Annotated in this window: 26 protein-coding genes; 14 read left to right on the top strand and 12 right to left on the bottom strand. The window is 45.6% G+C overall.

Going from position 1 to position 23,293, the window contains the following annotated elements; translation table 11 throughout:
- The first annotated feature begins 33 nt into the window (after window positions 1–33).
- On the top strand, window positions 34–810 hold the full coding sequence (locus IQE94_RS02135; protein ID WP_223342621.1) for a D-alanyl-D-alanine carboxypeptidase family protein: 777 nt from the start codon (window positions 34–36) through the stop codon (window positions 808–810).
- Window positions 811–893: 83 nt separating this feature from the next.
- On the opposite strand, the gene IQE94_RS02130 is transcribed toward IQE94_RS02135, so the two are convergent.
- Window positions 894–1,226 (bottom strand): hypothetical protein, encoded by a 333-nt coding sequence (locus IQE94_RS02130; protein WP_223342620.1) that lies wholly within the window; start codon window positions 1,224–1,226, stop codon window positions 894–896.
- Between the two features lie 27 nt (window positions 1,227–1,253).
- Here IQE94_RS02130 and IQE94_RS18555 point away from each other — a divergent pair, with 27 nt between their 5' ends.
- Genes IQE94_RS18555 through IQE94_RS02115 form a run of 4 tightly spaced genes read left to right on the top strand, consistent with a single transcriptional unit; the run spans window position 1,254 to window position 2,734 of the window.
- Entirely contained in the window at window positions 1,254–1,379 is a 126-nt protein-coding gene (locus tag IQE94_RS18555) for a hypothetical protein (protein ID WP_255611343.1), read from the top strand.
- A gap of 57 nt (window positions 1,380–1,436) precedes the next feature.
- A complete protein-coding gene (locus IQE94_RS02125; protein ID WP_223342619.1) occupies window positions 1,437–2,135 on the top strand; it encodes a hypothetical protein in 699 nt (232 codons plus the stop codon).
- A gap of 9 nt (window positions 2,136–2,144) precedes the next feature.
- Complete coding sequence (locus tag IQE94_RS02120; RefSeq protein WP_212715848.1) at window positions 2,145–2,360, top strand: hypothetical protein; 216 nt, start codon at window positions 2,145–2,147, stop codon at window positions 2,358–2,360.
- A complete protein-coding gene (locus IQE94_RS02115) occupies window positions 2,357–2,734 on the top strand; it encodes a hypothetical protein (RefSeq protein ID WP_212715846.1) in 378 nt (125 codons plus the stop codon). Before IQE94_RS02120 ends, IQE94_RS02115 begins: the two co-directional genes overlap by 4 nt.
- A gap of 33 nt (window positions 2,735–2,767) precedes the next feature.
- On the opposite strand, the gene IQE94_RS02110 is transcribed toward IQE94_RS02115, so the two are convergent.
- Window positions 2,768–3,694 carry a shikimate dehydrogenase gene (locus IQE94_RS02110; RefSeq protein ID WP_223342618.1) on the bottom strand — a complete coding sequence of 309 codons (927 nt, stop codon included), beginning with the start codon at window positions 3,692–3,694 and terminating at the stop codon, window positions 2,768–2,770.
- A 276-nt stretch (window positions 3,695–3,970) separates the two neighbouring features.
- On the opposite strand from IQE94_RS02110, the gene IQE94_RS02105 reads away from it, so the two are divergent.
- From IQE94_RS02105 to IQE94_RS02095, 3 genes are all read left to right on the top strand, one after another.
- Window positions 3,971–4,321, top strand: coding sequence for a hypothetical protein (locus IQE94_RS02105; protein ID WP_212715844.1), 351 nt, complete (start codon window positions 3,971–3,973; stop codon window positions 4,319–4,321).
- A 61-nt stretch (window positions 4,322–4,382) separates the two neighbouring features.
- Entirely contained in the window at window positions 4,383–5,054 is a 672-nt protein-coding gene (locus IQE94_RS02100) for a hypothetical protein (RefSeq protein WP_212715842.1), read from the top strand.
- 113 nt (window positions 5,055–5,167) lie between these two features.
- Entirely contained in the window at window positions 5,168–5,617 is a 450-nt protein-coding gene (locus IQE94_RS02095) for a hypothetical protein (RefSeq protein ID WP_212715840.1), read from the top strand.
- A 339-nt stretch (window positions 5,618–5,956) separates the two neighbouring features.
- Here IQE94_RS02095 and IQE94_RS02090 read toward each other — a convergent pair whose 3' ends face one another.
- From IQE94_RS02090 to IQE94_RS02075, 4 genes are all read right to left on the bottom strand, one after another.
- Complete coding sequence (locus IQE94_RS02090) at window positions 5,957–6,322, bottom strand: DUF5615 family PIN-like protein (protein WP_212715838.1); 366 nt, start codon at window positions 6,320–6,322, stop codon at window positions 5,957–5,959.
- A 48-nt stretch (window positions 6,323–6,370) separates the two neighbouring features.
- Entirely contained in the window at window positions 6,371–6,664 is a 294-nt protein-coding gene (locus tag IQE94_RS02085; protein ID WP_212715835.1) for a DUF433 domain-containing protein, read from the bottom strand.
- 64 nt (window positions 6,665–6,728) lie between these two features.
- Complete coding sequence (locus IQE94_RS02080) at window positions 6,729–9,932, bottom strand: tetratricopeptide repeat protein (protein WP_223342617.1); 3,204 nt, start codon at window positions 9,930–9,932, stop codon at window positions 6,729–6,731.
- 68 nt (window positions 9,933–10,000) lie between these two features.
- The gene (locus IQE94_RS02075) at window positions 10,001–10,786 is read right to left on the bottom strand and encodes a DUF928 domain-containing protein (protein WP_212715831.1); all 786 of its coding nucleotides are present in this window, start codon (window positions 10,784–10,786) and stop codon (window positions 10,001–10,003) included.
- Window positions 10,787–10,891: 105 nt separating this feature from the next.
- Between IQE94_RS02075 and IQE94_RS02070 the strand changes: the two genes are divergently transcribed.
- From IQE94_RS02070 to IQE94_RS02055, 4 genes are all read left to right on the top strand, one after another.
- The gene (locus IQE94_RS02070; RefSeq protein WP_212715829.1) at window positions 10,892–11,131 is read left to right on the top strand and encodes a type II toxin-antitoxin system Phd/YefM family antitoxin; all 240 of its coding nucleotides are present in this window, start codon (window positions 10,892–10,894) and stop codon (window positions 11,129–11,131) included.
- A 288-nt stretch (window positions 11,132–11,419) separates the two neighbouring features.
- Window positions 11,420–11,641: a hypothetical protein gene (locus tag IQE94_RS02065; protein WP_212715827.1), complete on the top strand. Its 222-nt coding sequence runs from the start codon at window positions 11,420–11,422 to the stop codon at window positions 11,639–11,641.
- Window positions 11,641–12,378 carry a nucleotidyl transferase AbiEii/AbiGii toxin family protein gene (locus IQE94_RS02060; protein WP_223342616.1) on the top strand — a complete coding sequence of 246 codons (738 nt, stop codon included), beginning with the start codon at window positions 11,641–11,643 and terminating at the stop codon, window positions 12,376–12,378. The genes IQE94_RS02065 and IQE94_RS02060 overlap by 1 nt, the downstream gene beginning before the upstream one ends.
- Before the next feature lie 326 nt (window positions 12,379–12,704).
- Window positions 12,705–13,211 carry a DUF697 domain-containing protein gene (locus tag IQE94_RS02055; RefSeq protein ID WP_212715825.1) on the top strand — a complete coding sequence of 169 codons (507 nt, stop codon included), beginning with the start codon at window positions 12,705–12,707 and terminating at the stop codon, window positions 13,209–13,211.
- A gap of 1 nt (window position 13,212) precedes the next feature.
- Here the strand turns inward: IQE94_RS02055 and IQE94_RS02050 are convergent, their stop codons facing one another.
- From IQE94_RS02050 to IQE94_RS02025, 6 genes are all read right to left on the bottom strand, one after another.
- Window positions 13,213–13,971 carry a hypothetical protein gene (locus tag IQE94_RS02050; RefSeq protein ID WP_223342615.1) on the bottom strand — a complete coding sequence of 253 codons (759 nt, stop codon included), beginning with the start codon at window positions 13,969–13,971 and terminating at the stop codon, window positions 13,213–13,215.
- A 200-nt stretch (window positions 13,972–14,171) separates the two neighbouring features.
- A complete protein-coding gene (locus IQE94_RS02045; protein WP_212715821.1) occupies window positions 14,172–14,396 on the bottom strand; it encodes a ribbon-helix-helix protein, CopG family in 225 nt (74 codons plus the stop codon).
- A 65-nt stretch (window positions 14,397–14,461) separates the two neighbouring features.
- Window positions 14,462–16,876 (bottom strand): CHASE2 domain-containing protein, encoded by a 2,415-nt coding sequence (locus tag IQE94_RS02040; protein ID WP_212715819.1) that lies wholly within the window; start codon window positions 16,874–16,876, stop codon window positions 14,462–14,464.
- 7 nt (window positions 16,877–16,883) lie between these two features.
- The gene (locus tag IQE94_RS02035) at window positions 16,884–18,059 is read right to left on the bottom strand and encodes a DUF1822 family protein (protein WP_212715817.1); all 1,176 of its coding nucleotides are present in this window, start codon (window positions 18,057–18,059) and stop codon (window positions 16,884–16,886) included.
- A 73-nt stretch (window positions 18,060–18,132) separates the two neighbouring features.
- Complete coding sequence (locus IQE94_RS02030; protein ID WP_223342614.1) at window positions 18,133–19,161, bottom strand: hypothetical protein; 1,029 nt, start codon at window positions 19,159–19,161, stop codon at window positions 18,133–18,135.
- 352 nt (window positions 19,162–19,513) lie between these two features.
- On the bottom strand, window positions 19,514–20,677 hold the full coding sequence (locus IQE94_RS02025; protein ID WP_249213851.1) for a pyridoxal phosphate-dependent aminotransferase: 1,164 nt from the start codon (window positions 20,675–20,677) through the stop codon (window positions 19,514–19,516).
- 63 nt (window positions 20,678–20,740) lie between these two features.
- On the opposite strand from IQE94_RS02025, the gene mgsA reads away from it, so the two are divergent.
- Window positions 20,741–22,042, top strand: coding sequence for a methylglyoxal synthase (gene mgsA, locus IQE94_RS02020; RefSeq protein ID WP_212715811.1), 1,302 nt, complete (start codon window positions 20,741–20,743; stop codon window positions 22,040–22,042).
- A 233-nt stretch (window positions 22,043–22,275) separates the two neighbouring features.
- Window positions 22,276–23,292: a sirohydrochlorin chelatase gene (locus IQE94_RS02015; RefSeq protein ID WP_212715810.1), complete on the top strand. Its 1,017-nt coding sequence runs from the start codon at window positions 22,276–22,278 to the stop codon at window positions 23,290–23,292.
- Window position 23,293: the final 1 nt, after the last annotated feature.

The following is a 23,293-nucleotide window of genomic DNA, read 5'->3' as shown; positions in this document are numbered from 1 at the left end:
GCCAAGCATTGAGCCGCAACGATCGCCAACTGCATGGGTAACAAACCAAAATCTTCCTTTAACGTCAACCAGGATGACATCCCGGAAGTAATTCGGGACAATCCTGTGGGGCCGCCCCAGTCCCAAGCCTCGTCCTCCATACCGCTAAAACTAATCGCTGCTAGTTTTGGGATCATCATTTTGGCCTTACTGGCATTGTTGGCCCTGTGGCCCCGACCCCAGCCCGCACCAGAAGTGGTGACAGAACCCAGCCCCAGCCCCACCCCGAGCCCCATTGATAACCTTTTGGGGCATTTGCCCTACGAAGAAGCTCCCCTGGGAGAACTAAAAAATATCACCCCCGACGGCCGCTTAAAGTTACGCCAGGCTGCCGCTGACCAGTTTTTGCGTATGCAGCGGGATGCGAAGACCCAAGGAATTTCCCTGGTGCCCATTTCTGCCTTCCGCACTGTGACTGAGCAGGAACAACTTTTTTTTGCTATCAAACAACAGCGTAATCAGGAAGCCCGACAGCGGGCCGAAGTCAGTGCGCCCCCCGGTTACAGCGAACACCACACCGGCTATGCGGTGGACATTGGTGATGGCAGTGCCCAGGCTACCCATTTAAGTGAAACCTTTGCCCAAACGAAAGCCTTTGATTGGTTAGAAAATAATGCGGCCAAATACAGCTTTGAATTATCTTTTCCCCCGGATAATCCCCAGGGCATTGCCTACGAACCCTGGCATTGGCGTTACGTCGGCGATCGCCCAAGTTTAGAACTGTTCTACAAAGCAAGAAATTTGCCGCAGAAAGTCCAGAGTAATCCTTGACGCTAAACAAAATCAAACATTCGGCTCAGGATGGAGAACTCATGGTTCCAGGTTGCCCCAAGTAAATTATCGAGGGTCAACCCCTACCGACAGTTACGGTTAACTGTATTGCCATAGGTCGAGGTCGTACATCGAACCCGAGTACCATCATTGAAACGATAATTTTCGTAGGTAGTATTCCCAATCTGTTGGGTGTCATAATTCATGCGGTTACCACGGTTATCTCGTACAGTGCCATAACCGTTATTGCCGTATTCGTTGTAGTTGACGTTGCTACGATAACCATTACGACCCTGGTAGGTGCCATAGTTTTGGCGGTAGTTATCGTTGCCGTAGCTATAGCCGTTGTAATACTGAGCTTGGGCGGCAGTTCCAGCAACAAGAACCAGTACCGCAGTTAAAAGAATAGTTTTCATACAATTTCCTCAAAATTAGGATTGGTGATGACGGCGATCGCCTCCGGTGGGGGATTGAATGCACCTTCAAGTCAGTTATCGGTACTGGCCAGGAAAGTTATGCAAATAGAGCAAATTTATTTTTGTGGAGATTTTTCAGGAAGATTTGCATAAAGTTTGGCGGCGGGGGCGCTAGATAAGCAGTTACCCTTACAACCCCAATGAAAAGCCATGAGTGATCTCCAGCCCGTAACCACCGTTCTTGCCCAGCGGACTATTTACGAAACCCCAGGGGTGTTTAGCCCCAGCCAAGGTATTGTCAGCGCCCTCATCAACTTTCCCACCCTCAATGAAGATTTAGTAATTCAACGGATTATTCAGGAGCATCAAGCCAAAAAGGCACAGGAAAATTCCCTCTGGCGTATTGGTGGTGGGTTATTGGGTCTGTGCCTAGGACTAGGGGATGGTTTCCAAGTTGGAGATTTAATTGGAGCTGCTGTCGGTTCTGGTCTTGGCGGCGGTATCAGTAACGAACTGCAAAGGGCAGATGAAGCCACCCTGCGGGAACTCAATTTGGAATGGGTAAACAGTCCTGATTCCTATATCTATCACCGCAAACGTCACCGGGGGGAGGCTGTCCGTCGCCTGTTATTGATCATGCCCCATCCCCAAAACTCTGCTCCTAGCACTACTTTTGCTGTGCAGTTTCCCGATGGCTATGTGGCTTGTTTGGCGATCGCCGACATTGCCAATCAGTTGATGTTTACCATGGCAGGTTATGGCTTTGACCTTGATTGGGTTGGCCAAAAGCAGAATTTGGGCTTTATTCCTACGGATTTAGGCAATAGTTTACCGGTGGAGATTTGGAGTGGTCAAAATCAACATTTGGTAGCCATTCCCTACAATACCCCCCACCAATTTATCTACTAAGGAGCAACCATGGACAACCTTTACAAACAGCAACGGTTAAACACCATTGAAGACGACCGTTGGCAACAGTTCCAAGCGGATGCCCGTAAGCGTCGTTTAGTGGCGATCGGAGTCACTACAGGAGGGGTAGCCCTCGGTTACCTTCTACAAACGGTGTGGATTTTTCTGGCAGTGGAAACTGCTCTTTGGTTAGCCCTTAAATATGGGAGGCACCTAAAAAAATGAGCTTTAATTATGGTGATTTACCCCAAGAACAACAACAATATTTGGCTTCCCGCTTTGACAACTATGGGCTGGATCCAGAATTAGCCTATAACCATCTGATTCCCATCGATGTGAAACTCCAAGGGGCGGATTTTGTCGAAGAGTTTATGCGGAACAAGCATATTTCCCATATTTACCCCCAGAGCAGTTATCCCCATCTGGCCGACAATCTCGATAACGTTTTTCTCGAAGATCCGTCGGCTAACTTGTCCCGGGGGGCAGACATTGCCAGTCCCGATGAAATCTTCAATGCCCAGCTAGACAATGCCAGTGATGCCTGGGACATGGATTTTAATGACAATGGCATTTTGGATCAATGGGAGGCTTTTTACTAGACCTAGCAAGATTTTGCCTGAAGTTAGTTCGCGTTATTCGCCCAGTGCTTCCGCCACGGCCCTCTGAAACACCGCCTCATCAGGGGTAATACCTGTCCACTGCTCGAAGATCTGGATCGCTAGTTGCACAAGCATCTCCACCCCATCCACGATCAGGCAGCCCCGTTCATGGGCCGTCGCCAAGAAGGGCGTGATCCGTGGATTGGTGATTACATCCACTACCACAGTTCCTGGAGCGAGGCTGTTCCAGTTCAAGGGCACCGGCTCAAGTTCAGGGGCGGAACCGAGATGGGTGGCATTCATCAGCAAGGTCGTGTCTTCAGGCAGCACCACCTCTCCTTGCCAGGGCTGCCAGACCGCTGGAACACCGGACACGCGAGTCACCATCTCAGCCACTTCCTCACCTTGCTCCTGCCGCCGGGTGATCAGGGTGAGCTGCTCGGCACCGGCCCAGGCCAGTTCCGCCGCCATCGCCCTCCCGGCGCCACCAGCGCCAAGCATCACCACACGCTGGCCTCTGAGGGGGGCTACCTTCTTAATCGCCTTCACCACCCCCTTGCCATCGTTGTTGTGCCCAATCAAGCGACCCTGCTCTACCGTGACGTAGTTGGCCGCACCGATCGCCTTCACGTCATCGTCGATCGCATCCAGCATAGGGATGACCGCCACCTTGTAGGGTACGGTGATGCCGACGCCCCGGTAGCCGAGGGGCACCAGAGCCCTGACCGCATGGGCGAGATCTGCTTCGGAAGCGATATCGCTCTTCCAGAACTGCCAGGGCAGGTCGTAATGGGCATAGACTGCATCGAACATGCGGTCGATCGGGTTTTCGGCCACGGGATGACCGAGCATGCCAGTCATCTGTTTTTGAGGCGGGATCATCATGGCCTGCGCTGACGTCTCAGGTTGATCATGCCCGAGCTGGATGCCAAGCGAAATCCGTTCCTGTTTTTTATTCATTTATTGAGGTACCGGCTTTTTCTTTTTAGCGATATTACAAAATGGTATCAACTGTGTTGTCAGTAGATGGATCGTTAAAGAATGACTCTTGGCTGGCCGGGGACAAAAAAGTTTAGTTTGATAGGCTGTAGCCTTTACCCTATTAGGGATTGGGATATTAACATCCTTCTAATTCAGGAGCTAAAAACTCAGCTAGAAAGAATATTTTCACGATTTTGCATAACTTCCACGGGAGAGGCCGATAAGTAAATAACAGTTGAATTTTCGGTAAGCCCCATGACATCCCTCACTTTTGACGACATTACCATTGCTAGAACCAGCAACACCGCTGGCAGGACTACCGGAGACCCCTACCGTTGTCGCTACGACATTTTCACTGATACTGGCGAAACGTATATTGCTTTTAACGGCAAGGGGGCAACATTACTGAACTTAGCACCAGGTACCAAACTCCGGATTGGCTGGAAGCCTTTGACTAACCGCTATGGTTCTCTCCAAAAATCTATCCTTTGGTTTGAAATTATTTCTACTCCCCAAGTTACGTCACCAACACAATCCTTCAATTCCTTGTCTGTTGCCAATATTGATGCGGAATATGCCCACATTTTAGCCATGATGGCAGGTTAATACCATGATTTACTCCACTAGCCCTTCTGCTAACTATCGAACATCCTCTTCGTATGAACAAATGATTAATAATTACACCCCCAATGCCACTGTTGATGATGCTTTAGGCAGTAATTATCAAGAACTAGCAGACACAATTAAATTCACTCTGGAGGATATGGCTAAAAATCAAAATATCTCCCTCGATAAAAACGAGTTAAAAACTGCTATTGAACGCATTACAGCCTTTCTGCGTTACCTATTAAAATTCCGCCATCAGTTGTGTAGTTCCCCCATTTTCCGTAAACGTTTGATGGACAATTATCTGATGCCAATGTTTAAACGCCATGGCATGAATATGGTCGGAATAAGCTTAATGGTCGGTTTAGCAGTAACCTTTGTGCCGGAATTATCCAGCGTACTTTTAGCCCGGGGTTTGGTAGCCATCACTAAGTTAGCTTTGCCCTACGTCCAAAAATTTGTGGTTTATTTAGCGGCTCGCCATCAACGCCTAGCAAAATTATTCCATTGGTTGGTGGGAGGCATCCAGCAATGTCTGCAACGCATCCAGAAAATTCTAATGCAATTATGGAAGTTTGTGGAAACGATGGCCAGTCAAGGTTGGCAGGGAACGGTCAACGTGGTGGGTAAAACAATAACCGCAGTGAAGGATTGTTTACTCAGTTTCTTCAACTGGAGTTGGACTGGGGTAAAAAGCTTGTTCAGTAATGAAAGCTCACTGGCTTTTGCTTAAGTCAATGCTAATTAAAAAAGCTAATTAGTTAGGACAATCTGCATAAAGTTTGGCGATCGCCTCGATAGATAAATAGTTACGTTTACAACCTAGTTTCAAGGATGTTACCTTCTATGCTTACATTAAACAGACCGAACCCCAGGGGCAAAGCCGCCGCTGTTCCCCTGGCCATTGATGATGATGAGTTTAGTGACAAGTTCTACTGTGACTTTGAACTCAACCTTTCTAAATTAACCGACGATGAATTGACCCTCCATGATTGCTTAGCGCAGTATAGTGCCTCTGCTATTAACGCCAACCTTCATTTGATGGAACAGATTGGCAACTTTGATCAATACACCATCAGGAAAATGGAACGAATGCGTCACGCTAAATCTATCTACGCAGCATATCGTTGCAAGATCAATGTGGAGCGGGCATTACGGAAACGAGATCGTCCATCTTCCAAACCCATTGAGCATTATTTCATGGTCGCCGCCAAAAAGATGCTGCCGGAATATCTCTACCTTGAGGTGATGGATTCCGCTAAGGCTCATTCTCCTTACTACCAAGCGGGGATGTAGCTATTCCATTGCTTTCAATTTGAATCAACTATCTATTCCGTTAATGGGGTGGATAGTTGAAGGCTAAATTGTTCCAGCGTCACATTGAATTAACCATAGCCAGATATGGGTATCAAGGACAATTATCTCAGACATTCCCAATCTTCCTCATCCACAATGGGACTAATAATATCACCCAAAATTTCAACTTTTCCAGCTTGGGGGACAGGGTAGTTAGTTTTTCGTTTCCCTGTTGTTGCTACTAGCGATAGAAACCGGTTATAAAAGTTCTGGTGGAGGTATCATCTATGCTCCACTCCAGACGGAAACCAATACACTTTTTGATAACTATCGCTACAATCAGACTGACAAAAATTGTCTCAAGAAAATACACTCGTTCTTCATATTTTCCGATGTTGTTTGACTGACAAACGCAATAACGGCCCGTACTTGATCGCCAATGGCTGTATCCTGCGAAATCAAGGCAATGCCAGCATGATTGCGTCCTGTCTCCAAATACTGGGAATGTAGTCGGCAAAAATCACTGATATTGTGGCTATAGATTACCCGCTCTTGGGAAGTAGCCCAATCCAATTGCTGATTATCTGGAAAACCTTCTGTTCCTGCTTCCTGAACACTAATAACGTCAATTTCTTTTGACCGTAAAGCCTTTAGTAGGCTGTTGGACATGGCATCTTCGTCTAAGTACAAGCGGATTTTACTCATGGGTTGCTTTTTCGAGGGTCAAACTAATATCCCTTGCCCTTTCAAAAATCACCGAGCCTGACTATATTGACGTTCGAGTGTTACCGCTTCCAGAGCTTGTTGCTCGATATCATGATCGATTTCAGCTTGGTTCACATAGTAATAGGTCAAGGCCGCATGAACTTCGGCAAGGGAAATATGTCCAACCTCATCGGCAATCTCTTCCGGTGTTAGGCCCCGTTCCTTAGACCAAAACACAATTCTTCTGACCGTAACTCCCTTGCCTGCAATATGGGGAACGCCACCATGTAATCCCGGTGTACGAGTGATTAAGGTACCAATATCAACCGATAGGGTGGCCATGGCTTCAATCCTAAAAACGCTTTTCCCCATCATAATGCCTCCCTCAGCTCTTAATGGTTTGGCTCTAATCTGCCTCCCCAATGAGGGTGAAACCACTCCAATAGTAGGGATCTGGGTATTCTGTTTTGGTTTCCAACATGGCATTCCTTAAGGCTGTGGCTTTATCGACCCCTTGTTGTTGCCATTGGCGATAGAACTCGGTCATCAGGGTTTTGGTGGAAGCATCGTCCACACTCCAGAGCGATACCAATACGCTCGGTACGCCGCCAGCAATGAGGGAACGGGACAGACCAATGACCCCATCCCCAGTAATCTCTCCTTGCCCGGTGTCGCAGGCACTGAGCACCACTAGGCGGGCGTTGAGGGGATTATCCTCAAATTGGTTAAAGATATCTTCGGCGGTAATTCTGCCGGGGGTTTGGAACAGTCCATCATCGGGGGCTCCTGGTTCGGCAGTGAGGTAAATGGCACTGCTCAGACCCCGTTGGTCATTGAAACTAGCATGGGTGGCAAAGTGGATGATATCTGCCTGGGGCATTTGGGCCAGCACTTCCGCTTCAGTGGCTTTTTTGCCCAAAAGGGGTTGCACTCCCAACAGGCTAGCGATTTGTTCGGCTTCTGCCCCCGCATTCTCCAGGGATTTGAGGTTATCGGGGTAGGGATAGGGATTGCCCACCACTAGGGCTTTACTCTTACTTTGTCCCCGTTTAGCCAATCGTTGATTTTGGGCGGCAGTTTGGGCCAACACTTGGATGGAGGGAGACGTAAGAATGGTATGTTTTTCAATCAAGTATTGACCTTGGGCATCCTGGAGAGCCGCAAAGGGAACGCCAAATAAAGCTCCCTGGGGCATAAAGATTACTTTCTCTGCTGAGTCTTGGGGTAACAGGTCGGCGATCGGCTCTATGAGAATTTGATGTAATTGCTGGAGGGAGGTATCAGTTTTACTAGCAATGCGGCTAATGCTGACATTTTCGAGGGGTTCTTCCCGCCTGGTTTGGTCGAGGTTAACGGTCTGTTTATCCCGGTCTATAGAAACAATCTGCCAGGGTTCATCGCTGGGAAATTCCCCTTGCAATTTGACGTAATCCCCAACGGCGAGGTTTTCCAGGCTGTTGATGGCACCACTATTGTTACCCCGATTTTGCTGGGGACGATCTGGGGGAGCTTGGGCAATGGTTTGGCGAGCAGTTTCAACGAGTTTGGAAAGGTTTATATCTTTGTTGCTCAGGTTAACAGAACGAAATTCCAGCTTGCCATCGGAGGAAATAACATAAATGTAAAGTTCATTTTCCTTCTCTCCGCTAGTACCTGGTAGATTTTCAATCAACGAGTAAGTGACTAAAGAGCTATTACTATTTTTGGCTACAGCTTGCAATTCACTGAGGGTGGGCTGACGCAAAGAAGAAGCATTTTCAATATTAGAGAAACGTTGATTGAGCAGTTCAACTAATATTCTGGCCCGTCCTCTTTCAGCGACAGCTATAGCTTCTGTTGGTTGATTTTGGGCAACTAACGCTTTTTGCAGAAGTTGATAATTATTGTTGTATGTATCAAAATAGGAGACTTGAAGCTCATCATTTAATTCTTTAATATCTACTGATTCCAGCAGATCAAGAGACTGATTTATGTATTTAGTTACACTTTCATATTGCTTATTTTCAAATTCTAAATATCCCAAATTGCTAAGGGTTATAGCCTCTCCGGATAAATCTTTTACTTGTCTATTAATAATCAGTGCTTGGTTAAGATAATCAAGAGCTTTCTGCTTATTTCCTAAATCAGAATATAAAGTACCAATATTACTAAGAGTTGTAGCTTCACCAGGCAAATCTCCTACCTGTTTACGAATAACTAGTGCTTGTTTGTAGTAACCAAGAGCTTTCTGTTTGTCTCCTAAATCAGAATATATTAATCCAATATTATTAAGAAATGTACCTTCTTCAACTAAATCTTCTACCTGTCTATTAATAACCAGTGCTTGGTTAAGATAATCAAGAGCTTTTTGATTATCTCCTAAATCAGAGTATAAACTACCAATATTATTGAGAGTTGTAGCTTCACCAGGTAAATCTTCAATTTTTTTACGAATAACAAGTGCCTGATTATAGTAATCAAGAGCTTTTTGTTTATCTCCTAAATCAGAGTATAAACTGCCAATATTATTGATGATTATAGCTTCACCAACTAAACTTCCAACTTGTTTAGCAATAACAAGTGCTTGGTTGTAGTAATCAAGAGCTTTTTGTTTATCTCCCAAATCGGAATATGTTTGACCAATATTGTTGAGAGTGGCACCTTGCCCTGATAAATCTTCTACTTGTTTATCAATAACAAGTACTTGGTTCAGGTAATCAAGAGCTTTCTGTTTATCTCCTAAACGAGAATATACACGGCCAATATTAGTTAGGGTTGTACCTTCTAAAGCTAAATCTTCTATCTGGCTACTAATTGCAAGTGCCTGGTTGTAATAATCAAGAGCTTTCTGTTTATCTCCTAAACGAGAATATACACGGCCAATATTAGTTAGGATTGTACCTTCCAAAGCTAAATCTTCTATTTGACTACTAATTGCAAGTGCCTGATTGTAATAATCAAGAGCTTTGTATTTGTTCCCTAAATCAAAATATATCACGCCAATATTATTGAGACTTTGAGCTTCACCAGATATATCTCTTGCTTGTTTGCGAATAGTAAGAGCTTGGTTGTAGTAATCAAGAGCTTTCTGTTTATCCCCTAAATCAAAATATATTACGCCAATATAATTGAGAGATGTCGCAATATTTAGTACATCATCTAATTGACGATATAAAATGAGAGAGTTTTCAAAATTTTCTATTGCTTTTAAAAAAAATTCTGCAGAACCTTCCTCTTTAAAATACATTGCCTGATTGAATAAAAGATCAGCTTTTAGTCTAATCAATTCAGAAGGATTAGGTGTCTTAACAATAAGTCTATACCGTCCAGCTTCTTCAGGATTATAATTTGCTAGCCCAATTTGATACTTACCAGGCTTCAATTCATCTAGCAAAATTTGAGCATTAGTATCCTTAAAATTGTTATTTTTTGCAACCTGGTTACCAGCATCAGGATCAAATAACATAAAAAAACCATCATAATCACTACTTTCTACCAAAATAAATAAAGGAGAATTGGTAGTTACTTCTATTTCATAAGAATCAAAAAAGCTACCATTATTCAACTCTATATCTCCCTCCTCTAACTCTCCCTGCACATCTAACAAAATCTGGGAATCCGACTGAGCCAAAACTAACCCTGGTAGCAATATTCCTCCCAAGAGGAATAACCCCAAACAATGCTGAAAAAATAGAGTTTTCATTGACCAGAGCTGGATAAATCAGTAATAGGGCTAAGGGAGCTTAAGCCTTCATGGGCCAACAACTGGGCCCATAAATCCGTCAGAGTAGAAGTGTTATCTTCCTCTAAGGTCAACAAACTATGAATAGCGTCGTACCACCAGCCCTGCTGAAAATATAACTCAACTTTTTCCATTGGAGTCATTGTTGTTAACTGAGCTAACAGCACTGGGGAAAGAGCTTCAGGATCGAGACTAAGATTTCCCTCCACATAATCGATCGCCGTATTATGGGGGCCACCACAATCCACCGTAAAATTCCAGCGATAGACCAAACCCCGCTCCAACTCCAGATCCTCCGGCAAGGGAATGGATAACAAACCCGTCTGGGCCGGCACCTGCCACTGCCGATCCAGCAACACAGCTTCAGCCCCATTCTGCCAAGTCTTGAGAGTAAAACTAACCGGATAGTTAGTGCCCTGGTCATAGGGAAAATAAACATAAATCACCGGGGATTCCACCCCCACCCTGCCTTCATAACTCTTGGGGATCAAAGCAGTTAAAGGCAAGTCCCCAGAAGCACCACAACCATTGCGGGAACCGCCTAATACCGTGCGGGGCGGATTACCAGTGCGTCGCCCCGATTGCCCCACATCCGTCGGTGGTTGCCAACGTACCGGCTTAGGCTTAACCCTGGTGTCCTTCTCTCCTGCTAGTAGTGCATTCTGGGGCAGTAACAACGCTCCCAACAAACCCAGAAAGAGGAAAAAACGGATCACACTGATATTTATGAGTTTCTGCGCCATCTTTCCACTCCTGTTGGCATAGGGCAAAAAGTCTTAGTAATAAGCCTAACCTAATATAGTGAGTGTGATACCATCAACGTACATAATCCGGTACGGTGACAGACAATGGATAACTTTAGTGCCACCCAAGCTCGTAGTCAGCTTTTTCGATTGATGGATGAAGTTGCCGAAAATCATCAACCTGTTTTGATTACTGGCAAACGGAATAATGCTGTCCTTCTGAGCCAAGAAGACTGGGAATCCATCCAAGAAACCCTTTATTTGCTCTCTATTCCCGCCATGGGAGAATCCATTAGAACCGGTATGGCTACCCCCATCAGTGAATGTGCAATGGAGTTAAAATAATTTAGGCTCTTAATCAGAACATTCAAACGCATATCAGTTAGAAGTCTCCCCCCAAACATGGCAAAAACTTAAATCTTTTGCAAATCATTTGAATCTTTCCGTGACACAATTACCGGAAAAAATCATCCAAGGTGAATTAGCCATTATCAACGCTGAAGAACTTGAGGATCTGATTGATGTTTGAGACACCATTAACGCTGAGAATGATCCAGAAAATCAACAACCAATTGAATGGGAAGTTATTAAGCAAGGATTGAATTTATAGAAGATGGCAAAATATCAAATACCATGATTGAAAATAATCCCATCAGAATTCCCCAACAATTGCCATTCCTAGAATTTTTATGTTGGCAAATGAAAACCCCCAAAGCATTAAGCTTAGAAGAAATGTTGAGCCGTTATGAGAGAGGCTGGAAATATCGCTCCCTGTTTGAGCCATCGCCAGAAGAGCTAGTTTTTTTAGAAACCATCGCCAGAAAATATCACTCTTGGTTAATCACTGAACTATAATGTTTAATCGTCCCCATCATAATGAAATTTTCAACGTTTTAAATCAGCTAGATCATCAAATTTTTCAAGAGACTTATACTTGCTTTGGTGGCGGGACGCTAATCGCATTGCTTAATCAAGAATTTCGAGAAAGTAATGATATTGATTTCATTTGCTCTATACAATCTAGAGGCTATAAACAACTGAGAAAACTAATTTTTAACAAAGGTTACGATGCTTTATTTTTAGAATCAAAAAGCTTGATAGTTGGTCGGAGTAACATGGATCAATACGGTATTCGCTTGCTAGTAGAAAGTAATAATATTCCCATCAAACTTGAGATTATTGCCGAAGCCAGATTTGTCATCGAACAACCCAGAAAACTACCTTGGTTATCACTACCCTGTCTGAACGAAGAAGACCTTTGGATATCGAAGCTTTTGGCCAATGCTGACCGCTTTATGGATAAAAGTATTTTATCAAGGGATCTGATTGACTTAGCTGTTCTCCGTTTATCTTCCCCGATTTCGCCAGTCAGTAGGGAAAAAGCAGAATCTGCCTATGAAGTTATGCGACCGTTACAATCTGCCATTGATAAGTTTCAGAACCAACCAGAATATCGTCAAAAATGCTGGGAGAATTTAATAATTAATAATGATTTTATTCCAAGAATTGTAGACGGAATAGATCTACTAGCTATCGACTGTAACTTATCTCAAACGACAAGACAATTTAATGAGTGTCACCAATATTTTTAAGAGCATATCCTGTGGTAATGCCGTCAACTTACATAATCCGGTATGGTGACAGACAATGGATAACTTTAATGCTGCCTAAGCTAGTACTCTGATTGTAATCAACATAAAACAAGAGTTTCAGCGTTTTTAAATAATGGACAAGTGGATCTAATTTTGTATCGGTCAGTGAAAAATTTCTCACTAAAGCATTATCTATTGAGATAAATCGAAAAATGTAAGTACTCACTCATAGAAAGTTAAAATTCGTGACAATCTAAAAAATTATAATCCGCTATAAGGATAGAAGTCTATAATTAATTTATACTTTAGTCGAGGATCGTGTTCAAATGACTGATATTCCAGTTCAACTACTTCAGCATCTTGGCAAGCATGGCGAGCGAATGAAGTATTTTCTAAGTGCTGACTTGAGTGAATTACAAGAGCTTCAACGTCAACAAATGGCTCAAGAAGTACGAAAAATCAGTGCTTGGACTGCATCAGCTATTGCTCCTATGCCAATACCATTTGCAGATATTTGGACAATTACACCTGTACAGATGCTTATGGTTCGTGCCATTGGAAATATTTATGGGTACAAAATTAATCCACAAACAGTTAAAGAAATACTTGCTGTTGTTGGAGGCGGAATGATTGGTCAGCAAGTTTGTCTAGCATTATTTAAGATTGGTATGCCAGGGGCTGGAGGTTTTGGAGGTGCTGCCTTTGTATTTTTCTGGACTCATGGTATGGGTAATGCAGCAGAACTTTATTTTCGCAGTGGTGGGACTGCAACTGCAAAAGAGCTTGCCGCCGCTCGTAGCGAAGGAATGAAACAAGCAAAAAATGAATCATAACTTACGTTTCATTTAACATACACAAGCATAAATTTTTACATTTTTCATCGATAATTCTTTCAAACTTTTCATTAATATCTTCTATTTCATAAGCCGGTAAAAGCTCTTTATTTACGGACTTATGATAGCGTACTATAAGGGCTTTCTGTAGAGATTTTTGCGATCCTTCTTTATCTCCTGACAAAAATCTTGAAAGTGAATTTAGACCATGAACTAGACTAACTGGTTTTTTCCCTAGGGAAAGTAAGACATTATTGCTAATTAACTCCCAAGTATAATCCTTATCTTTAATATTTTTTATCTCATTAGCTTTTTCCATTAATATGTAATCGCATTGATTTTTAAATAACTTTAAATATAATTCAGGCGTTAGTTCATTTCTAGTTGTTCTAGTATCATATAAAAAGGCTCTTAATGCGTGCCTTGCGCTTGTTATTGTATCTCTTCTTAATGAACATATAAATGCTAATCCATAATGAGATAGCGAAATCAAAAAAATGTTTTTATAGTCGCCAGTAACTAGATTAATATCCAGCCCTGTAGTTTTTAAAAGTTTTTCTTCTGCAAATATTAATCTTATATTACGAGTTTTTTCATTATCAGTAGTTAAAGCATCCTGTATTGCACTAAATGCCGAATAAACATCGGCAAGTACTAGCTGATCTATTTTTTCACATATCAGAGTTAGTTTGCTATTGATAAAGTTTTTATTCAAAAACTTACAGCACTGTAAAATATAGTTTGCAGTTGATATATCCATAGAAAAACTCTGCTATTAGAACTTTTGATAAAAAACATGCATCACATTTTACCAATAGTTATATCTGCACAGGCTAACAACAAAGTACATAGTTTGTTACATTTCAGTGAATTTTTATGTAGCAATACAAAGAGATATTATTCACATCGAAGAAGTGCGAGGGCTTATGGAATGGTAAGCAAAGGTTCGTACAGCATATTTCACCACATTTCATCGCTTAATCCGTCCATGGTTGTTGCTTCCCAAATGGGATCGTTCTCCAGGGAAGCTTCCCGATAAGCTCTTTCTAACTCCCTAACTTTTAGCAGCTCCAGAGCCTCCTCGATTACCTGGGAACGGGATTTACAGCCAGCATAATTTTGATAGTGGTCAACAAAAGTCATCATTTCCGAGGGGAGGGAAATAGAAACCTTTTTACATTGCATAACTTACCGCAGTAAAATTATTGGCAGGACTATTTTAGCCTAAAAAGCAAGGATTATTGGTCATACTATTTTGACTTACTTACGGAAACTCCCCCCAACATTAACAGCAAAAACAATAATGGGGATGCCAGGGGTAGCCATAATCCACTAGCCCAAAGAACAAGCCAACCAGAGCTGCTTACTGCCACTAATGAGCCTATAATCACCAACTGTTGTTGACGACGGCCTCCATCCATAACGATCACTCCCAGAATGCCGCCGGTGGCAAGACCTACCCAAAACAAAATCCAGAGTAATTCTGCTCCCTGTGAAGTAGTGGTCAACAGAAGTTTTTCATCTAAAACAGCATCTAAGATCTGCTTGACCATTTGCCCATGAATCACGACCCCAGGAATATCTGACTCTAGGGCAGTGCTGTGTTTGTCCTTGTGACCATAACCCAACAGAACCACCTTATCTTTGAGGTCTAACCGTTGTTCAGTATCAGCAAAAAGAGTAGAAAGACTAATTTCCCGAATTGCTCCCCTCGGTAAACTAAGGAAGAGAATTTGATAGCCTGCCACTTCATTGGCACGGTAAACCCCGGATTTAGCCGCAAGGGGCGTAAAAGTAACGTGATTGAGGGTTAAAACCGGACTTTCGGCGGGGAATATATCTTCTTCCCCCAGGTAATTCAACGCTAGAGAAAGACCCAGGGATTGGTTGGTGGAACAGGATTCAGTCTGGGAAAACTCTCCGAACAATAATTGGCGGCGAATGACCTGATCCCGGTCAATGGGCATATTAATAAAGGCTAGACTATCCGCATCAATGGCCGGTGGTGGCAATAACTGCTCTCCCTGTTGATCGGCAAAACCACAGGTTACAAGCAGGCGATCGCCATTTTGGAAAACCTCCTGGAGACGAGCATTACCCTCAGAGATAGGCAAATCCCGAACAATATCCAGACCAAGCCAACGGGGTTGGTAACTATTAATTTTCTCCAACGCTGCCACCAAAGCCCCATCGGAGATAACATCACTACCCGCCGCTGATTGCAAGCCATTTTGCCGCAAAATATCCAGGTCATTTTGGTCAACAGTAACCACTAAAATGCGCTCATCAACGGCAGTGGAAACTGGTTGGGAACGGAGCATGAGGTCAAACAATTTCAGATCTAGCCCCTGGGTTAGCTCAAACCACCGTAGTAACAAAACCAGAATCGTTGTCCCCACTGCCCATAAACCAGTGCGACGGATGGATTGGGGTTGCTGACGTAATTCTTCCCAAAGAGGCGGGGCCACAGTGGGATTGTGGTGAATAACCGGTAACCAACCCACCCCTGGGTAACGGCGATCGTATTCCTCCAAATCCGTTAGGCTACTGCGTACCGCCCGAAAAATAGATTGTTTTCCCTGGACGTAATGGCGTAAAAAACTATCCAAGAAGCCATGGGCCACTATGTCCGCCACTTCTTCCTGCATAGATATCACCGTACTTAATCCCGTATCTAGCAAGGCCTCCGCTAGTTGGGCACTGGCACAGGAGTTAAACACCGCCACCCTCAACCCATTGGCGATCGCCCGTTGGAAAGCAAGACGTAAATTGGCGATCGTGACCCCTTCCACGGTGCCTGGTTGTCCCAGTAACATGGCCGCTAAGTCCTGGTCAAAGGAAGCCTGACTGTGGCCAGAGTAAACAAAGAGGTCAAAACCAGCCCCATCTTTAAGGGCCCTACTCAAACTTTGATAATCCGGTTGATGTAGGGTGACAACTTCTACCTTCTTTCCCTGATGGCTTAAACCAGCTAATACAGCTTGATCGGGGGCTAGATCAATGCCTTCGTTATTACCCAAAACATGGAGGATACGGATAGCGGGGAAAAAGTACCGTTGTAGGCGGACAATGGGAGAAATAACTTCTGGGTTGGAAACCTGTGTAGGTGGTAAAGCATATTGACAGGTATTCACAGCAAAGTGAATGGGACTTAGGGATTCCTTTTGCAGTAGGGGCCATTCCCCCCAGGGTAATTTGGCTAAAGTGGCAGCGATGGGGCGAGCAGATTGATAAAGGGATTGTCCAAGCTGAATCACCAACTGGGTTTCCACAGTTGACCTTTGACTCCAACGAATGATCTCCTTTTCTATAGCTTGCCAACCGGGTTCTGGACTGGTTAACCATTGCACCATTGCCTGTTGTAAGGCCCGTTTTTGTTCCGTTTGCGGTTGGTCGTAATGGCTGGCGATCGCCTGCTTACTGGTAACCCTAATGCCCCGTCGTCGTTGGGGTTGCCCCGTGCGGGCGGTGATAATTTCACTAACCCACTGTTGATGGAGTTGGTAGAGGTCTAGGTTGGGAGCAAGGGACGGTAAACGACCATAGAAATCCCTCCGTTGGCTTCTGTTTTGCCCCTGGGTAATAGTTTCCACATCCAGGGCCACAGTAAATCCAGTGGCAAAGTCCCCCTCAATGATTTTCAGCACCAACAGTTGTAGATCCATGGCATACCTAGATCTGAATATCTTCGGTGATGCTTTCCCCACCCACCGTTACTCGAATGCGGAAGTTGGTGCCGGGGTCGATGGTCAGACCAATTTTCAACAGATTTTTACCGGGGGTCTGGTCTCCGGTTACGGCAATCTCGTCAATGAATTCATTTTCCGCCGATAAAAGGGTTAAACGGGTACCAGGGGGGAGGGTCTGCTGTTGGTTGGGGGTTTTTAACTCAATGGAGCCGTTAATGGTTTGGTCTGGGCCAGGCATCAGGGCAATGAGTAAATTAAGGGCAATGTCCGCCAGGTTCAACTCTGCCCCAATGGTTTTCTGTAACCGATGGGCCGCCTGGGGATGCCGGGGTTCAATGCGGGCTAAGGTACCAGCCGCTAACCAACGGGTATCTTCATCTCCCGTCTGGTTAATGATTTGCGACAATTCCCGCACCACCGATGCAGTGTCTTCCGGTTTCACTAGTTCCCCTAGGGTAATGATTAACCGTTGCCGAGCCGCTTCACTGTTAGCACTATGGAGCTTATCAATGATTCTCTCGACGGTATTGGCACTGCGGACAGGGGAAAAACTTGGTTCCAACAGGTAAAATTCTGCCATTTGCCAAGCCTGCTCCTGGGCGGTGGTGAGCCATTGTTGGATAACGGTAGCGGCGGTTCTGAGTCCGTTTTCTATGGTGGTAGTCACCGGAGACTGGGCCCTTTGCAATTCGGCTTGGGCAACAAGACTAAAGACAAAATCCGGTGGTTGTAGCATTTCCCTCCGTAGGGGGGCGGCACTAACCTGTTCGACGCAACCCAACAATTTGCCGCTGGTTAAATCGGGGTTCATTTCCACCACCACATAACCCAGGCGGTCTGACCAACTTTCGAGGCTGAATTGTACTGCTTGTTGTTGAGGAGCAATGCCACGGCATTCTAATCGTCCTAACCCCGGCAAATATAGATCCGCCACCTCTTCCCCTAGATGTAATAACGGTTGAGAACTGTAACTACTCGACCAATCGTAGGGGATGCCATAAATATCTAACCAATGGGCCACTGCTTTGATGGCTAGAAGGTTGGAAATAAGGCGACGTAGTCTTTCCCCTTGGCAACCGGACTGCACGGCTAACCGTTGCACCCACTGTCGGTCTTGGGTGGTGAGGGGAATGGATGGGGATTGTACTAAGTTGTTCATGATTTTAACAATTCATTCTCGGCGTATTATTTGGCGATCTCCGCTGGAGCAAGGGAGCCTTCGACCTAATTAGTTATCGGTGTTCCCGCTGGATTTTATGCACAAATACCAAAACTTGATGAATGACCCTAAATTCATAGAATATTTCCAGTGCCCCCGCTTCTACCCCCAACCTACTTGCCACCTGGGTTAGCCCCTGTCGTGGTTGTTGAAGCACTGCTAGGGTTTCCCGTAAGAAAATCTGGGCAGTAATCTCCGGTTTTTCCCTGAGCTTAATTTCCTGTAAACAAGGTTCCGACTCCAGCCATTGTTGCAGTTGCTCAACAAAGTTAATGCCCCTGAGGTTTGGACTCCCTGCCAATGTCCGCAAATGTTCACAGGGGTTAACGGGGGAATCCGGGGTGATGAAGTCGTAGTTGCTCTGGATAAAGTCAATGAGTTTAGGACGGCATTTGCGCTCGTAAAAACTGCTGAGGGTAGGCACTGACACGTTATGCTCTTTGGCCAGATCCCCCCAGGACACTTCCCGCAGAAAACGTTGCTCCAAAAGGAGTTTAACCGTTAACTGGGGCTGATTTTTGATGCTCTCCTTTGCCAACTCTGGACTTTCCTCCAGCCACTGCACTATGCCTTCGCTCATGATTTTGGCCTGGTCACCATAGGAAGGGGAAGCCATCATGGCCAGCAATCCCTCCCCTTCTTCCTCCGTTGAGGCTTGAATTTGACGCTGCTGTTGTTGCTGGATTTTAATTTTCTGGCTTGTGAATTCATTTTTGAGCCGGAAGTTCAACCATGTGGCTACCTGGGCTTTACCGGGGTCATACTCTTGATAATGGCGGTAAAAGTACTCCAGGGTCTTCAACCAAGCTTCGGCGTAGGCATCCACATATCTTTCCTCGTAGTTACGCCATAACTGCCCGGACTGCTCCAAAATGGCGATCGCCTGGGACAGTATTTCCCTTTCACACAAACTCAGTTGAATCGGATTTAACCCATCCTGGCTCAGGGCCTGGGCCTGCTCCACCAAGATCTGCACTTGGCAATTACAGACTTCCTTTCTCCCTTCTATTCCTTCAGTTGCCTGGGATAGCAATTGAGACAAGTTCCGTAGCAGATTGTTTCTGTTCGGCGCTTTTGGTTCTAGCTGTCCTAATTTCTGCCGGATCCCACTGATTTGCCTGTAGGTTTCCTCTCTTTCCATCTGTCAGATTTACCCCAACCGCAACAACTCTCCATTCTGGACTTTAACGGAAAACTTACCCTCTGAAACCTCAGACACAAAGGGCGATCGGGAAAAATATCAATCTACAAATAAAAGCTCTCATAAAATTTTCGCTCCCCCAGAGGATTGGTCAACTTTGCCAAGGCTTAGGACAAATAGATTTCCTTAGGTGGGCTTTAGGCGCAATTTTAGGCATTTCACCACACAGATAAAATCACCGGCAGGGCGCAGTTCAACAAAGATGTTTTAATCCCTGCTCCAATCTAGCAATGGCCGTGCTGGCTGTGGCCCGCCGTAGAGCACCATAGGCAATGCGGAGATAGCAACCGGACTCCATGCCAAAGGTGGAACCGGGCAGTACCGCCACTTTAAATTCATCAACTAACCTTCGGACTAGCTCTAAATCCGTCAAGGGGCTATCAACCTCCAGCAAACAGTAAAAAGCTCCCTGGGGCACCACTAAACGACAATAATCGGACAATTGACCCAGGGTGTCCAGTAATTGTTGGCGACAGGCGGCCATCTCCGGCAAAAACTGGGCTGAATAAGCCTTACCCACCTGTAAACAAGCAAGGGCCGCATATTGGGAAATCACCACCGGGCAGATCAGATTGGTGTCCTGAATTTTTTTAACCGCTAGCAATAAATTCTGGGGAATGACCATATAACCAATTCGCCAACCGGCCATGCCGTAGGCCTTGGAAAAGCTATAGAGGGAAATGGTATGGTCTCCACTATCCAGTATGGCCCCAGGGGAAAAAATTGGGGTTTGGTCGTAGGCAAAATAATCGTAGGCTTCGTCATGGATATGATAAATACCCCACTCCCGGCAAAGTTGGTTCACCGCCCGTAAATCCACCTCTGGATAAATAACCCCGGTGGGATTATTGGGGGAAATGGTCACCACTGCCTTAGTCCGGGGGGCGATCGCCTGGGCAATGAGATCAGGTTGGAGTTGATATTCCCCATCAGTGGGCACCAACACCGGCCGACACCCGGCAATTCTAACAGCCATTTCATGGTTGAAGTAGTACGGAGTATTGAGAATAATTTCGTCCCCCACCTCTGTAATGGCCAGCACTGCATTTAAAAAACCCATATTGGCCCCAGCCGTCACCACCACCGCCTGGGTAGAGGAGAGATGGATGCCATTGTCCCGTTGTAACTTTTCCGTTAGAGCAGAAATTAAGCTCGGTATACCCACCACTGACTGATACTGATGCAGAGGAGCCTGTCCCAGACTGTCCCGTACCGCCACGGCCACCTCTTCCGGAGGAGGGTAAAAAGCCACCCCTTGACCGAGGGAAATTGTGCCAGGGGAATCGGCAATCCACTGTCCCACCACCGGAATAACCGGCGACTGAACCAAATCCATACGGCTAAAGGCTGTTTCCATTACCATTGTGAATCTGAACCTCTGAATTCACACTAACTCTCCATTCCACCATCGGGAAACACCATGGCCGCCCAGATAGCCCTCATTGCCCACGACAACAAAAAAGACGCTCTAGTTAATTTTGTCCAACAGCACAAATCCCTTTTCTCTCGCTATGACCTCATCGCCACTGGTCAAACAGGGGAATTGGTAAAAAACAAAACCGGCTTGGCTGTGGAAACCGTTTTTTCTGGGCCCCTAGGGGGGGACACCCAAATTGCCACCCAAATCATCGATGGGACTATTGCCGCCGTCATTTTTTTGATTGATCCCCTCTATGCCCAACCCCACGAGCCGGACATCCAGCCCCTATTGCGACTTTGTGAAGTATACAACGTTCCCCTGGCAATTAATTTAGCCACCGCCAAGGCAGTGATTAAACTATTGGGTAAAACTAAAACTGGCCATCTAATCTTTAATCCTGTAGCAGGGCAGGGCAATGTGGAACGGGAACTAGATTTAATTAAAGAGCATTTACAGTCGGAAATTAATCTCAAAATTATTTTCACTAGTGCCGATGTTAACGTCACCGACCAGGCCAGGGAAATTGTTAAGAAAATTAGGCAAGCCAACGAACAATCGGACGGGGAAGGAGATAGCTTTATCATTGCCTCCGGCGGTGATGGCACCGTATCCGGCGTAGCGGCCGCCCTGATCGATACCGGCATTCCCCTGGGTATTATTCCCCGGGGTACTGCCAATGCTTTTTCCGTTGCCCTGGGCATTCCCACCCAAATTGTCGGGGCCTGTGAAACCATCAACCGGGGCATTACCAAAGTGGTGGATACGGCACTGTGCAATGACATTCCCATGCTTTTGTTGGCGGGGGTCGGCTTTGAAGCGGAAATGGTAGAAAAAGCGGATCGGGAACTGAAAAATAATCTGGGGGTAATGGCCTACATTTTTGCGGGTATTCAACAAGCCAGGGAACAGGAATTGTTTGAAGCCCAGATCGAAATTGATTCGGAAACCACCACCATGGAAGCCAGCGCTATTACGATCGCCAATGCGGCCCCTCCCACTTCCGTCTTTGCCCAGGGAGCAGGGCAGGTCTCTTTCACCGATGGCTTGCTCGACATCACCGTGGCCAGTAGCCAAACAGCGTTACAGGGTCTGCGGATGGTAACCAACCTCTTCACCTCTGCCCTGTCAAAAAATCCCACCGACAATGAAAACGTGGTGCATCTCTATGGAGAAAGGATTAAAGTTACAACCAACCCCCCGCAAAAAATTGTCGTTGACGGCGAAATCATTGGTACTACTCCAGTGGAGGTTAAATGTTTGCCCAAAAGCTTAAATATCTTCGCCCCAGTGGAAAACAGTTGAGCTTGGTGGCGCTGATGCTCTCCCTGGGCATAGTCCAGTACCAAGTAACCCTGGCATAATGAGCCATGGCTGGGGTCAAATCCGCCCAATCAACTTACCGCAATTGCTATGCCGGTTATCTTGTCTAGGTCTGGATGCTGTCCGTTGTGATCCTTCTTCTGCGATCCCCTGAACTCTCCTGGATTCGGTGAGCCTAGCTCGATTTTTTTGTTATTCATCAGTCAATCATTCTAATGACCTTAACCAGTGTTCCCGCCTCTGTTTCCTTTTTTCCTGAGCTTGAGCTTCCCCCCCTGCCCTACCAAAGACCCCTACTGATGATTGGCCATGGCACCAGGGACGAAGACGGTCGCCAAACGTTTTTAGATTTTGTAGCCCAGTACCAAGCATTAGACCATTCTCGCCCGGTGATCCCCTGTTTTTTGGAGTTGACGGAGCCCAATATCCAGGCTGGAGTAAAGCAATGTGTGGGCCAGGGCTTTAGGGAAATTTCTGCCCTGCCTATTTTGCTCTTTGCGGCCCGCCATAACAAATTCGATGTGACCAATGAGCTAGACCGCAGTCGCGAGGCTCATCCCGAGATTAGTTTTTCCTACGGTCGTCATTTTGGCATCACCCCAGCCATTCTTGATTTGTGGAAGGCACGGTTGAGTCAGTTAGATAGTCCCGAGGCCAACCCCCGGGGCATTGATCGCCAAGATACGGTGCTATTGTTTGTGGGTCGGGGTTCCAGCGATCCCGATGCCAACGGTGATGTGTATAAAATGGCTCGCATGCTCTGGGAAGGCAGTGGTTACCAAACCGTGGAAACCTGTTTCATTGGCATTAGCCATCCCCGCTTAGAAGAAGGGTTCCGCCGGGCTAGGTTATATCAGCCCAAGCGCATTATTGTTTTGCCCTATTTTTTGTTTATGGGGGCTTTGGTGAAGAAAATTTTCACTATCACCGAGGAGCAACGGACCGCTTTCCCGGAAATTGAAATTCAGTCCCTGGCGGAAATGGGTATTCAACCGGAATTATTGGCGTTGGTACGGGAACGGGAAATTGAAACCCAATTGGGGCAGGTAGCCATGAATTGTGAGGCCTGTAAGTTTCGCCTTGCTTTTAAAGGCCATGGCCATAGTCATGATCACAGCCACGGCCCCGGGCATCACCACCATGGTCACGACCACGGCCATAGCCACGGGGAATGGATTGATACCTACATCGAACCCAGGGCCTACCATGAAAAAATTTGGCAGGCTCCCTAGG

The sequence above is a fragment of the Synechocystis sp. PCC 7339 genome, assembly GCF_019924095.1.
In the GTDB taxonomy this organism is placed as follows: domain Bacteria; phylum Cyanobacteriota; class Cyanobacteriia; order Cyanobacteriales; family Microcystaceae; genus Synechocystis.
Note: the sequence above shows the minus strand (reverse complement) of the source record. Positions and strands in the feature narration are given on the sequence as shown.